General features: G+C 58.5%; 10 protein-coding genes and 1 pseudogene. 2 read left to right on the top strand and 9 right to left on the bottom strand.

Annotated features, from left to right (window positions below):
- Positions 1 to 77 precede the first annotated feature (77 nt).
- From MTR72_RS21305 to MTR72_RS21265, 9 genes and pseudogenes are all read right to left on the bottom strand, one after another.
- A complete protein-coding gene (locus tag MTR72_RS21305; protein WP_341510901.1) occupies positions 78 to 935 on the bottom strand; it encodes a hydrogenase expression/formation protein in 858 nt (285 codons plus the stop codon).
- Positions 932 to 1,378: a hypothetical protein gene (locus MTR72_RS21300; RefSeq protein WP_280968625.1), complete on the bottom strand. Its 447-nt coding sequence runs from the start codon at positions 1,376 to 1,378 to the stop codon at positions 932 to 934. Before MTR72_RS21300 ends, MTR72_RS21305 begins: the two co-directional genes overlap by 4 nt.
- Positions 1,379 to 1,568: 190 nt before the next feature.
- Positions 1,569 to 1,859: a HypC/HybG/HupF family hydrogenase formation chaperone gene (locus MTR72_RS21295; protein ID WP_341510900.1), complete on the bottom strand. Its 291-nt coding sequence runs from the start codon at positions 1,857 to 1,859 to the stop codon at positions 1,569 to 1,571.
- 16 nt (positions 1,860 to 1,875) lie between these two features.
- On the bottom strand, positions 1,876 to 2,460 hold the full coding sequence (locus MTR72_RS21290) for a HyaD/HybD family hydrogenase maturation endopeptidase (RefSeq protein ID WP_341510899.1): 585 nt from the start codon (positions 2,458 to 2,460) through the stop codon (positions 1,876 to 1,878).
- 11 nt (positions 2,461 to 2,471) lie between these two features.
- Positions 2,472 to 3,181: pseudogene (gene cybH, locus MTR72_RS21285) on the bottom strand (Ni/Fe-hydrogenase, b-type cytochrome subunit).
- Positions 3,182 to 3,185: 4 nt separating this feature from the next.
- Complete coding sequence (locus tag MTR72_RS21280; RefSeq protein WP_341510898.1) at positions 3,186 to 4,976, bottom strand: nickel-dependent hydrogenase large subunit; 1,791 nt, start codon at positions 4,974 to 4,976, stop codon at positions 3,186 to 3,188.
- 12 nt (positions 4,977 to 4,988) lie between these two features.
- Entirely contained in the window at positions 4,989 to 6,089 is a 1,101-nt protein-coding gene (locus tag MTR72_RS21275; protein ID WP_341511015.1) for a hydrogenase small subunit, read from the bottom strand.
- A gap of 827 nt (positions 6,090 to 6,916) precedes the next feature.
- A complete protein-coding gene (locus MTR72_RS21270) occupies positions 6,917 to 8,179 on the bottom strand; it encodes a serine hydrolase domain-containing protein (RefSeq protein WP_341510897.1) in 1,263 nt (420 codons plus the stop codon).
- Between the two features lie 78 nt (positions 8,180 to 8,257).
- Positions 8,258 to 8,947, bottom strand: a complete 690-nt coding sequence (locus MTR72_RS21265; RefSeq protein ID WP_280968620.1) for a molybdate ABC transporter permease subunit — start codon at positions 8,945 to 8,947, stop codon at positions 8,258 to 8,260.
- 1,170 nt (positions 8,948 to 10,117) lie between these two features.
- Here MTR72_RS21265 and dctA point away from each other — a divergent pair.
- Together dctA and MTR72_RS21255 are read left to right on the top strand one after the other, a co-directional pair.
- Positions 10,118 to 11,431, top strand: coding sequence for a C4-dicarboxylate transporter DctA (dctA, locus tag MTR72_RS21260; protein WP_341510896.1), 1,314 nt, complete (start codon positions 10,118 to 10,120; stop codon positions 11,429 to 11,431).
- A 1,115-nt stretch (positions 11,432 to 12,546) separates the two neighbouring features.
- A partial coding sequence (locus MTR72_RS21255) for a PAS domain S-box protein (RefSeq protein WP_341510895.1) occupies positions 12,547 to 13,161 on the top strand: 615 nt, incomplete at its 3' end.

The following is a 13,161-nucleotide window of genomic DNA, read 5'->3' as shown; positions in this document are numbered from 1 at the left end:
CTGCAAGGTATGCCGGCGGTCGCTGCGCACGCGCGGTCTACGGGATCCCACCGGACGCCAGGTGTTCTCCAAGCTCTTCATGTGAAGTACACTTTAATAATTTCCTGCATGCGCTCGGCAGAGTCCTGAAAATCCTCGTCGGCAGCCAACGCAAAAATCGGCACGCTGCCGACCTCCAGCGTATCAAGGATGATATTGTCCGTAGAATTGAAGAACTGCACCGACCAGACGTTCCTGATCCCGGTCGCCTGCACTCGGCACGTGCCGTAGCCGCGGAAGATGAGTTGGACCGGGCCATTGCCCACGCTTTGCTGCAGGAATGCCAGGTCGATAACGCTCATCGGAAGCAAGGTGAGATTGATGACATGCGCGCGCATGCCAAAGCGCCAGACGCGCGCCCGCTCGCGTATTTCGGCGAGCACTGGTTGCACGTTCATCGCGCCGTCCGGCGCCGCGCCGATCACAATATCGGCGGACGTCAGGTCAGTTGCGGCGCTCCGTACAATCTGCGGAATCGCCCCGACCTCAAGATATTCGTGCGCCGGATCGCTCCCGATGCGCACGCGCCAGATTCCCGCAAGCACGGACTCCCGGATTTGCGCCAAAGAACCATCTGGCAGCGCAACCACTCCGCCGACCTCACCTTCTCCGAGCACTTCGCCAATCAGCTTTCGCTCGGGATCGCTGAGATTCGCGAGTCCGTACAGCTGCGTCCGAGCGCCGCTTCTCTGGCTGCCAACGGCAGCAGCGGCATTCGATAACAGCGCGGTGGCATTCGGATAGTTCCTTGCAAGCTCGTCGCCATCGCGCCAGGCGCGCTTGGCGAGCGCACTCGTCAACCCGCTATGGAATACATCGAGACTTCCAGAGCCCGTGGCAAGATCACTCGCCGCCCGGTCGGCGGCGTCGGACACAACGCGGATCGCTGTTTTCATGATGCGATGTTCCGTTGGCTGTATCGAGAGGCAATGCACTTGCCAACACAAGCGCTGCCGGCATGTGGCCGAACCATCGGTACCGAGATGCGATTGATGGTGACCAAACGAACCGGTCTCTTGCCGATCAGGCGGAGTTTATCGTGCCGATGGCACAGGATCGGCGTCGACGGGCCAGGCAGGCCGAGCCACTCAACCAGTTCGCCACCTACGCCGCGTGCAGGCACTGCACCTTGCATGCGCCGCCGAAACGCCTTGACCATTTCAGGTCGGAAGAACGCGGGCTGGATGATCCGGAGCAAATATAGGGGATCGGCTGCCGACTGCGGCATCACGGCCGCCCTCACGGGAGCGTGCGCGACCAGGCGCGCATCGACGCCGACGCTCTCCACGTCGGACGGAGCGGGCCGCGCCAGACGATGCTGCGCCGGCTGCAGCTTCATCACACGCCTTTCTGATAATGTTCGGTTCTGCTGGCAGGGTAATAGCAAGGCGCATGCCAATCACCGTCTGGCCGCGACTTCTGCTCGAACCAACGGCTCGAAGCGCCTGACATTTTCCATGCAAAGGTTACGTGCGGCTGGAATTCGATTTGTGAGCAAGCCTGGTCGGCGCAACCCGCGAGCGGAACTGCTAGCGTAGGTGCTCCGGCAATTGCGGCTCATGACCGATCAAGTCCGCAAAGAAGCGATCGCAGTCCTGGCCGTTGAGGCTGGCCTCAAGCCCGTCAAGTGCTTCCGAGATCAGCCTTGCTTCATTTTCGTCCAAAAGCCGCACCGCGCTGTCGATATGAACGAGCACCTTGGCACCGACCGAGGCGTCGGAGAGCAGCATGACCGAGACGCGCCGCTGTTCATTGCCATACTTGCACAGCGCCGTGATGCCGTCGGTCTCGACAATCGTCATTGGCAAGCCAAGGCACATGGTCAGTCGCGGGCCGCTAGATCGGCTGCGCCCTCATCTCATAATTTGCATGGTCGATATTATTCGCCAACAGCCGTTCTGATGCAGGCAGCGGCGCGGTCCGCGGTTTTGCCGGCGAGTCCCACTGCGCCAGGAGTTTGCAAGCCAGTTCAATCGCAGGCGCAATCTGAAAGCGTACCGGGGCGGTCAGCGGACCGCCCCAATGCTCCAGGTCCAGCGGCTGACAGCCGATGAGAGCGAGCTCTCGCGGACGGCGGCCAAGCAGGTCGGCCGCACTCAAGACCTCCTGAAAGCCGGTCTGATGCAGGCTCACCTTCTTGGCGGCGGTAAATTTTGGCACTTCGTCATCTCGCACAAGCTTCAACTGCCCGGGCAGCAATCCATAGTCGATGGCATCGAACACGATCAGGCAATCGGCCTGCTCAAGAAAACTGACGAGGTAGAGCCCCTGTGTGCCGCCATCGAGGACGGTTACGTTGTCATCGATGGCGTAGCGGCGATGAAACTCCTCGACCACCCGCACGCCGAATCCCTCATCGGCCCACAGGATATTGCCGATGCCGAGCACCAGGATCCTTTTCTTGTTTTCCGGATTCAGCATCCGTTTCCCAGTCAATCGCGAAACCCGCGCTCACCCGATATCATAGAAGAGATGCTCCGGCGCGACATGAGTCTTCCCGGACCACCGCGTAGATGTGGACCAGCGCAAAAGTCACGATCACCCACAGGCCGAGATGATGCCAGGTATGGACGTCCTGACTGTTCGGCCAAATTGAAAATACCCGGCCGAATAGCTTGTGCTGCCAGCTGTCAGTACCGGCACCTTGCCCATAAAGTGCAAAGCCTGTGACGACCATGAACGTGATCGTCTGCGTAAACATGAAGAACATTGCGAGCTGAGCAAGACGGTTGTGCCCGACGCGCCTCTCGGGCTCAACTGTAAGGAACGCATACCAGCGAATCTCGTGGTACACTTCGCGCCAAAAGCACCTGCGCCAAAGCGGCACCCAAAAGATCTGCATGGCATGCGCGTTTCCAATTAACGCCCAGTAGATCCGCAGAAGAAAGCCGATACTGAGCACATATCCCGCCGAGAAATGAGCAAAGCGGATATAGCCGAACAGGAAATTGCCGCTTGCCTCTCCCGACATCGCCGGTGTCCCGGTTCCAATGACATAGCCGGTTAAACTCAGCATCAGAATGGCCGCCGCATTAACCCAATGCCACAGTCGCACCGGCGCGTAGGCGATGCCAGCGCCGATGCTCCGTTCAGTCGGTTCCGCATCGACGGCGGCAAGGAGCTTCCGAGCTCTGTCCAGCATGTCGTTAACGAACATTGACTGAAGCCATCTCCTGGCCGTCGGGACTCATCACGTGGGTCGAGCAAGCCAAGCACGGATCAAAGGAATGGATCGTGCGCAAGATCTCCAGGGGCCGCTGCGGATCGGCCATCGGGGTACCGATCAGCGAGGCTTCAAAAGCGCCAATATTGCCCTTGGGATCGCGAGGAGATCCGTTCCACGTCGTCGGCACGACACATTGATAATTGTCGATCTTGGCGCCCTTGATCTTGATCCAGTGCCCAAGCGCACCGCGCGGGGCCTCACTGAACCCGTAGCCCTTGGCCTCCTTGTGCCAGCTTTCCGGCTTCCACCTGCTGACATCGGCAGTTGCCGTATTGCCTGCCTTGATGTGGATTACCAGCTTATCCTGGAAATAACGCATCTGACGCGCCGCCCACTGGCATTCGAGCGCCCGCGCCGCAGTACGGCCAAGCGTCGAGAACAGCGCAGTCAGGGGAAGATTGAGCCCCTTGAGCAGTCTCTCGGTCGGCTCCTTGAACTCGGCTTTGCCTTGCGCATAACCGATGATGTATCGCGCCAACGGCCCGACCTCCACGGCGTGGCCGCGCCAGCGCGGCGCTTTGATCCAGGAATACTTGCCGCCTTCGTCGAGTTCCTTGATATCTGTCTTGCTGCCTTTGAGTTTTGGCCCAAGTTCGAAACGCGGCTCGGTGATACCGTCCCAGGGATGCAGTCCACAGCAATCGCTGGGGTATTTATACCATGCATGCGAGACGAATTCCTGGATCTGCTCGGGATCACCATGGTCGATCGGCAGTATCTCCCTGAGATTGCCACCAAGAATGACCCCGCGCGGCAGCTTGAAGCTTTTGGCGGAACAGTCATTTGCGTTTTCGGGGATGTCGCCATAGGACATGACGCTCTTGCTCGAAAGTCCGCCGCCATGGAGCCAGTCCTTATAGAACGAGCAGATCGCGACAATGTCGGGCAGGTAGACCTGCTCGACAAACTCGATCGAACGGTCGATGATCGAGGAGACGATGTTCAGTCGCTCCATATTGATCGCACCCACCGCACCAGTTCCGTCGATGTTGATCGCGCAGGGCACGCCGCCGACCAGCCAGTTCGGATGCGGGTTCTTGCCACCATAGATAGCTTGGATCTTGACGATCTCCTTCTGGAAGTCCAGCGCTTCCAGATAATGCGCTACAGCCATCAGGTTCGCTTCCGGTGGCAGCTTGTAGGCCGGATGCCCCCAATAGCCATTCTTGAACGGACCGAGTTGCCCTGATCCGAAGAATTTGGTGAGCCGTATCTGCAAATCCTTAAAATAGCCAGGGGACGACAGGGGCCAGGGCGAGATAGACTGCGCGAGCGCGGAGGTCGACTTGGGATCGGCCTTGAGCGCGGAGACCACGTCGACCCAATCCAGCGCGTGCAGGTGATAGAAATGTACGAGGTGATCATGCACGAGCAGGCACAGCTGCATGATGTTGCGGATCGAATTGGCATTCTCCGGAATCGCAATTCCTAGTGCATTTTCAACCGCGCGCACGGAGGTGAGCGCATGGGTGCCGGTGCAGACCCCGCAAATCCGCTCGGTGAACGCCCAGGCGTCGCGCGGATCGCGCCCGCGCAGGATGACTTCGATGCCACGCCACATCGTCCCGCTTGAGACCGCATTGCGGATCACATTGTCGGAATCGAGATTGGCTTCGACACGCAGGTGGCCTTCGATCCGCGTCAGCGGATCGATGACGATTCGCCTGCCTGAACGATCGAGATTGAACCCATTCGGTGTCTGGACGGCCACCGTCGCCCCTCCTCAACTCGGTTTGCTTTTGTGGGCTGAGCGATCCGGCTTGTGGGTCAACCGCTTCACGGCGGTGACCGCCGCATGGGCAGCGACGGTTAGCCCAACTACGCCGGCAGCGGCCATGCCGATCTGGTCGGCGTTCTCCTCGATGCCGAACTGCTTGATGGTTGTAAGTCGGTCGTAAAATGACCCCTTATCCCAGAAGCCGTCTTCGGAGCAGCCGAAGCAGCCGTGGCCGGATTGAATCGGAAATGAAACGCCGCCGTTCCACCGAAGGGCCGAACAGGCATTGTAGGTGGTTGGCCCCTTGCAGCCCATTTTGTACAGGCAATAGCCCTTGCGTGCGTACTTATCGTCCCACTCTTCGACGAATTGGCCAGCGTCGAAATGGGAACGCCGATAGCACTTGTCGTGAATGCGCTCGGAATAGAACATACTTGGACGCCCTTGGCGATCGAGCTCCGGAAGCTTTCCGAACGTGGTGATGAAAGTCACGAGGCCACTCATGACCTCTGCGATAGGCGGGCACCCGGGCACCTTGATGATCGGCTTGTTGGTGATCACCTTATCGATCGGCGCCGCGCCAGTCGGATTGGGCTTGGCCGCTTGCACGCATCCCCATGACGCACACGTGCCCCAAGCGATGATCGCCATGGACTCTTCCGCCATGGACCTGAGCTTTTCAACGAACGGCTTGCCGCCGTCAATGCAGAACATACCCCCCTCGTTCAGCGGCGGATTGCCTTCGACGGCGAGCACATACCTGCCTTTATACTTGGCACGAGTTTCCTCCAGGATGGCTTCGGCCTGGTGTCCCGCTGCCGCCATGATCGTATCGTCATAGTCGAGCGAAATCATCGACAGCAGCGCGTCCTTGATCAAGGGATGGGCCGAGCGGATAAAGCTTTCCGAGCAGCAGGTACACTCGAGCCCGTGCAGCCAGATGACGGGCACACGCGGTTTGGTCTCCAGGGCGTTGGCAATACTGCTTGCGGCGAGTGGACCAAGTCCCAAGCTCGCGGCAGTCAAACTGCAGAATTTGTGGAAACTACGACGCGTCATACCCTGACGTCTGATCACGCTGTAGAACGTTTCCGTTGCACCACCCATGAAGCCTTCCATGTGAGTTGTCGTCGGCCGTAACGAATTACTGACGTTCAGCAAGAAACAAGCCACCGAAGCGAAACACTTGATAAATACCAAGCCACCGCTTGGGGATTTGCGGACTGTCGAAACCAGCCAGCGAGCCACGAGCTGCGCCATTGATCTGTCATGCTAATGGTGTCCGGTTTTGGACGTCGATGTGAGCACTTCAACAGAGCAGAACGATGGTTCACTACTGCACGGCGACTACGTCATGCTTGCTCTTGCACGAGCGCGACACTGACGCGTCATGCCGATTGTTGAATAGAATTGGTGCAGTTGACGGGCGCCGGACTGCCCTCCAGTCTTAATCAGACTTGCCGATTGCTGACCAAATGGAGCGTTAAAGCCGCTCATAGTCGCAACTGCGCAAGCAGCCCGTACCAAAGCGGCTGTCGAGCGACGAAGAGAAGCCGCAATGTGAGCCGGGATGCCACACTGCCTTCTTTTTAGGTCTGATCGATCCGACCGCCTTTGATTCAAAGCGGCTCGCCGCATGGCATCGCTACAGGATCGTGGGCGTGAGCCTAGACGTGCAGAGCTATCACAGGAGCGTTCATCGCGCGAGCCGATCGATAGCAATGCGCGATCGTCTTGGCGCATCGCGACACCAAACCCGCTTGCAAGAGCTTCTTCGCGATAGCGGAGGCGATCTCGTTGTTGAAGCACTGGCGCGATCCGGCCAACGCGGATAGCAGGTGACGGCGCCGACTTTCAGTCGACATCGATGCGTACTAGCAACACTGTCTGCCTACCACCCAAAACGGTTGACGAGACTTTCGACGGAAAGCGGATTATTGGATTATTGCAGCATAGACGATATATTGGACTTGTTCGCGGTAATACTTCCGGATTTCTCCGGGCGCCGCCGTTCCGACCACCACGACGAGACGCTCCTTTGGGTCGCAGAAAAATTGTGTCCCGTAGGCGCCGGTCCAGGTGAACTCACCAGGATTGCCCGGAACCGCCGAGAAACCCTCGTTTATGCGTACAGCCACTCCGAGCCCGAAGCCGAAGCCGGCACGGTGCGCCTCCACATTGGCGACCTTATTTTTGATCTCTGGCCCGAGGTGGTCGGAGATCATGTGGCGCACCGTCTTCGGACCGAGAATGCGCTGCCCATCGAGCTCCCCGCCGTTGAGCAGCATTTGTCCAAAGCGCACGTAGTCACCGACTGTCGCAAATGCGCAGGCTCCCCCGCAGTCAAACTTCGTCGGACTTTCGAGGAGTTCGATGCCTTGTGGCTTTCCTGTCAGCGGGTCGTCTGGAAATGGATGCGCGAGGCGCTCGCGTTGTGATTCCGACAAATGGAAAGTGGCATCCTGCATTTCGATGGGCTTCCACAGGTTGCTGGCAAGATAGTCGCCCAATCGCTGTTCGCTGACCTGTTCCACGACAGCTCCCAGCACATCGGTCGAGAAGCCGTATTCGAATTCCGTCCCCGGTTGGTGCGCCAGCGGCAGCTTGGTAATGGCTTCGATGAACGCCTGCTTATCGCCCCTTAGTGGCGGAGCGGCGAAATCGGGATAGAGACGCGCCACTTGGTCTGAGCTGTCGGGGGGCGCGCCATAGGTGAGCCCGGATGTGTGGCGATATAGATCGTGAATGTAGATCGGAGAACTCTGCGTTTGAAATTCCAATGAGCCGTCATGCTGTGGCACTCCCACCTTCATGTTTGCGAATTCCGGGTAGTAATCCGTAAGCTTGGCCTGTAGAGGCAGGCGACCTTGCTCCATGAGGATAAGCCCCGCAACGGCCACCATCGGCTTGGTCATAGACGCAAGCGCGAACATCGCGTCGAGCCGCATCGACTTTCCTTTTGCAGGATCGAGTTGCCCGTACGCCTTGTAGTGAATCAGCTTGCCGTCTCTGGCGATTGCAACCACCGCACCCGGCACGCGTTTACTCGCGATTTCGCGAGCGAAGAACTCGTCTAGCTTGGTGAGGCGCTGCTGAGAAACGCCGACGTCATCGGCCGTCGCTTCGGGCAGAGGCGAGGAGTGCACTGAATTGAAGCCGATTCCAGCAACCGCCGCGGCCATAACAAGCTTGTTCATTGTAGCCTCGCAAGAATGGATGGATCCGGCTTGCAATACTGCTGCTCGGTCGTGATCGGATATGTCCGGCCGGCAAGCCTAAGACGGTTCGGTGCCTCTCCTGGCACAGTGTCTGTCGATGAGGGCTAGGGTGAAGATTGCCGCAAAGGCGAACATCACCATACCGCCGGCAACCACACTCGCCTCGCGCCAGCGCGATGCTTGGACGTAGTCTACGACGTAGGCTGACAACACCTTGGTGCGCCCAGGAATGTTGCCGCCGATCATCATCACGACGCCGAATGTGCCGATCGTATGAGAAAAGCCAACCACGGCGGCTTTGACAAACTCCAATCGCGCCAGCGGCCCGCTGATGGTAATGAAGGCATACAACGACGAAACGCGCCCCGTAGTTTTCAACGGGCGATCGCCTATTGCAACAAAGGCGTTACGGATCGGCTGCACCACCAACGGCAGCGCCGATAGGACCGATCCGATCACGATTCCTGCGAAGGTAAAAGCGAGCGTGCGCTCGCCCCACAAAGAGGCGAGAACGCCACCCGGCCCGTTGGGGCCGAGCAACACGAGTACGCAAAAACCGAGAGCCGCCGGCGGTAACACTAGCGGCAGGGCGATCATCGTCGCCACCGCCTCGCTCAAAAGAGTCTTTGAGCGCGCTAGCCACCAAGCGAGGGGCACACCAATCACGAGGAGGATCACGGTCGTCACGCTGGCGAGCTCAATCGTGAGCGCAACGGATTGCGAGATCTCTGCCGAAAAGACATCCATGTGCGTCAGCCTAGAAGTGAAAGCAGGTCGCCTTACGGGCCCAGTGATCGGCTGCACGTCCGACTCGTCCAGGTATGTGGCGCGGATCGACCTTTAGTCGCGCCGCACTTCGTGGCGGCCGCCACATTCTCGCGCGTCGTTTCTGCGAGCAAGAGCAGCATCGCAAGTCTCATCGGCAACTCCTGTGACAGGGCCGCTTGCATCCATCTGACGGCGGCACCTCCTCGTTCGTCATCAGCAATTCCTGTGCCGCGCACGAACTGTGGCGCTCTATGCTCAACGTGAGAGAAATTCGCATAGACGTCGATGTCACTGTGGCGTGGACCTAACGCTGTGTCAGATTTCTGGCATCTTTGTTGCCGAGCAGACAGCGACAGCCGCGCAACGAAACGGCAGAATTTGACGCCGCGAGAGATGCCTATTTGGTTTGTCGGCGACTCAAACGCCGCACTCGCCGCGCCGGCAATGGAACGGATCGTAGGAACCCTGCCCTTTGGCAGCAACAAAATCTAGCTGAGCAATCATCGTAACGCTGCTTCTGCGACGCGGCAAAAGGCGCGAGGAGCCGAGAGCGAAGGCCGCCTCTCGACCAACCTGCCTAATGCGTATCGTTAGCACAGGCCTGGCGACAAATGCCCCGTGCACGAACGAGCTTTGCCGCTAGCGACAACGCAGTGCATCGATTCAAGATTATTGCCGCGCAATCGAGCTCCTAAACCAGGCTTCCATCGCGTGGATGAGTACAATCCAAACTATCAATTTTACCAATGTCACCTACTGTTGCATCCATCTCAGCAGTCGGCGCATATCGATCACGCTCGGGCCTCCATCCCGAGACGGGACTCCGCTAATGCGCCCAGCGATCAAGTTACGCGTCTCGCTGCAACTTTTTGTTCGACCTTGCGAACGCGGTCCGAGCACTCAAACCGATGCCGCCCGGAGACAGACGGATTGTCCGAGACTGCCTAATCGGGCGCACTTTGGGCATCTGGTGCATATCTTGCTTAACGAGAAAGGATAACGCAACTGAACGCCTGCCTTTGGAACGACGCGCCGGCTCTCGGAACCGTCCTTCAATCGGACACGGCTAAAATGATGAGTCTCGTATGACGCTGTCGTCTCTCAACGACGCGGCGGCTCACATTCGAGTATATTCGGGAAGGAAGCGTCATGACCACCATGGCAACTGCGGCGCCCGCGCGCGCGTCGCAAGCTTGGTATAAGATTCTCTACGTGCAGGTGCTGATCGCGATCTTGATTGGCGCCATGGTCGGTTGCCTATGGCCTTCTGTCGCGACCAGCGACTGGGTCAAGGCGCTCGGTGACGGGTTTATCAAGCTCATCAAGATGGTGATCGCGCCGATTATTTTCTGCACCGTCACATCTGGTATTGCGCATATTCAGGATGCGAAGAAAGTCGGGCGCGTCGGCGTCAAGGCGCTGATCTATTTCGAGATCGTCTCCAGCTTTGCTTTGCTGTTGGGCCTTCTTATGGGCAATCTGGTCCAAATCGGCCATGGCCTTGCTGTCAAGCCGGATGCTGCGGCGGTCGCCAGTTACGTCAAGCAGGCGGAAGCCTCGAAGACCATCGATTTCTTTCTTAACATCATTCCCGATAGCGTGGTCGGCGCCTTCGCCCGCGGCGATGTTCTGCAGGTTCTCCTGTTCGCGGTCCTATTCGGCTTTTCGCTGATGGCGTTGGGAAACCGTGGGGAGCGGCTGCGAGGCATGATTGACGACGTCGCGCACGCGGTGTTCGGCGTAATCGCTATTATCATGAAAGCGGCCCCGATCGGCGCTTTCGGCGCCATGGCCTTCACTATCGGCAAGTTCGGGCCGGCAGCACTCGGCAATTTGATCGGTCTGATCGCGCTGTTTTACGCGACGGCGGCGTTATTTGTCGTGGTGGTGCTCGGTTTGATCGCGCGCCTTGTCGGCTTTTCAATCTTCAAGTTCATTGTTTATATCAAGGACGAGATCCTGGTCGTGCTCGGCACTTCGTCCTCTGAAAGCGCGCTGCCGCAATTAATGGAGAAGCTCGAGCGGCTGGGCTGCTCCAAGCCCGTGGTCGGCCTGGTGGTGCCAACTGGCTACTCCTTCAACCTCGACGGCACCAATATCTATATGACACTTGCGACATTGTTCATTGCCCAGGCACTCGGGGTCGATCTCACCTTTGGCCAGCAGCTCACGATCCTGCTCGTGGCAATGCTAACGTCGAAGGGAGCAAGCGGCGTCACCGGCGCGGGCTTCATCACGCTCGCTGCGACGTTATCGGTGGTCAACCCAGCGCTGGTGCCGGGCATGGCAATCGTGTTTTCGATCGACAAGTTCATGAGCGAGGTGCGCGCCCTTACTAACATCACCGGCAATGGCATCGCCGCCGTGTTCGTATCCTGGTGGGAGGACGAGCTCGAGCACGCGACGCTGCAGGCTCGGCTCAACCAGCCCACTGTTTCCAACACTATCGACACGATGAGATAGGCCCCGGATGTTAACCGCCGCCGTTCGAAGACGCATCGAATGCAAGCGCAGCCACATTTCTCGTGGTTCGAATCGACACAGCCGACTTGACAGGAGCCGGAACTTTCTCGCGCGATCTCCGGTGGGCAACCCTTGCCCCGCGTCGCCCCCCGGCAGCCGCCCTCAAAAACATGCTAGCCTAGCAAAAGAGTAGGAGTTTTTTTAACAGTCATTTTCAAGCGCGTCTTTCGCCGCCTCGCTCCTGGCCATCTGAACGCTTCTGCAACATTTTGCCGGGCCAGATAACAGGACTGCGACAGAACGTGTTTAGCCGGACGGACCTAGGTGTTGGTCCGCCCACAATTGCCCATGTGCGCGGTCACTGCGTTTGCCTCGTCCGACCAACGACGTGGTAGCGGTCTTGCTGACGCAACTCGTCATCCCTTGTTACGGTCCGCGCTGCCGCCTCAGATCGTGATGGGTGTGATCAGCACGGATAAGATGGCGCCTCGACAGAGCCGTGGCGGCTCGCACACGGCTAGTGCCGGTTCGGCGTCGCTGCGCGCGCTCGTTTCCGGCCAACGACTCGGAGACAAGTCCTTCGCACTTAGGCGCGATGGCCCTAGGGCATACAAAGCAGTCGCGCAACATCGCCTTCGTATCTCGGCACATGACCATTGCGCTTTCTTCCGCGTGACCGATCGTACCGGCGAGATGAGTGGTCCGGCAGCTTGTCTTTGTTTCCGGTTCGGCGAGGCGCGCCTGATTGTTCCGGCTCAATGTCTTGACTGAACTGCAGCCGCTGTCCTCGTGCGGCTGGCGTAAGGGCGTTGTCCTCGGCAGCAGCCTCGAGCGCCTGCCCGGAGTAATCGCCAGCGGAAGAAACCGGAGTAATCGCCAGCGGAAGAAAGCAGACATCTGAGCTTCGATTGCCCTCGTGTCAGCACGCCATATTGAAAGGTTTAGGACAACTATACGTAGGTCTGTGATGCATTTTTTCGCCGCGCGTGCTCAGTTCAGCACCAAGCAATCGATCTCGGAAGCGCTCGCCAGCGGGTGCTGGTGCCGAGTATCGCCCTATTTTTGCCTAAAATGTTATAGCTCCCCCGCCGGAGAACAGGCCGGACGGTATCAGAATGCGTAGCCAAATCAGCAGTTTAGAACGTTCTGCCCTTCAGTTTACCTTCGGCAGCATTACGCTCGCCGTGGTAACACTGGCATGCTTGTACCTTCACGCGCATTTCGCCGCGACGGCGTTCGCCTATTTGTTAGTGGTCTTGCTGCTTTCTGTGATGGGCAGCTTCATCGCGTCGTCCGCGCTTTGCATCGTAGCCATCGCTGCTCTCGCTTACTACTTTGCGCCGCCGGCATTCAGCCTACGAATCGATGACCCCCAAGATCTGCCGGTGGTTGTTGCATTCTTTATTGCCTCGATTGTGGGAGCGCACCTGATCGGAAAGCTCCGCCAGGAAAGAGAGGCTGCGCGTGTGGTTGCGGCCAAGCTTCAGCGGAGTGCGGCCGATTTGGAGGATCGCGAAAAACGGTGGCGCGCCATCTTCGAGCACAATCCGGCCATGTACTTCATGGTCGATGAAGCCGGCACTGTCCTCAACGTGAATACATTCGGCGCCACACAACTCGGCTATGCTTGTGCTGAACTGATCGGTCAATCCGTGCTGGACGTATTTCTGGAGGAGGATCGCGCGTTCGTTCGCGAATGCGTTCGGACGTGCCTTGAGGATGTCGGACAA

Origin of the sequence: Bradyrhizobium sp. ISRA442 (genome assembly GCF_038085055.1) — a bacterium.
Classification (GTDB): domain Bacteria; phylum Pseudomonadota; class Alphaproteobacteria; order Rhizobiales; family Xanthobacteraceae; genus Bradyrhizobium.
This window is presented reverse-complemented; position numbering and strand designations above follow the sequence as displayed.

Bases quoted from the DNA above. Each gene is read 5' to 3' on its own strand.
- MTR72_RS21305 (WP_341510901.1), bottom strand. From the start codon at position 935: ATGAAAACAGCGATCCGCGTTGTGTCCGACGCCGCCGACCGGGCGGCG.
- MTR72_RS21300 (WP_280968625.1), bottom strand. From the start codon at position 1,378: ATGAAGCTGCAGCCGGCGCAGCATCGTCTGGCGCGGCCCGCTCCGTCC.
- MTR72_RS21295 (WP_341510900.1), bottom strand. From the start codon at position 1,859: ATGTGCCTTGGCTTGCCAATGACGATTGTCGAGACCGACGGCATCACG.
- MTR72_RS21290 (WP_341510899.1), bottom strand. From the start codon at position 2,460: ATGCTGAATCCGGAAAACAAGAAAAGGATCCTGGTGCTCGGCATCGGC.
- MTR72_RS21275 (WP_341511015.1), bottom strand. From the start codon at position 6,089: ATGGGTGGTGCAACGGAAACGTTCTACAGCGTGATCAGACGTCAGGGT.
- MTR72_RS21270 (WP_341510897.1), bottom strand. From the start codon at position 8,179: ATGAACAAGCTTGTTATGGCCGCGGCGGTTGCTGGAATCGGCTTCAAT.
- MTR72_RS21265 (WP_280968620.1), bottom strand. From the start codon at position 8,947: ATGGATGTCTTTTCGGCAGAGATCTCGCAATCCGTTGCGCTCACGATT.
- dctA (WP_341510896.1), top strand. From the start codon at position 10,118: ATGACCACCATGGCAACTGCGGCGCCCGCGCGCGCGTCGCAAGCTTGG.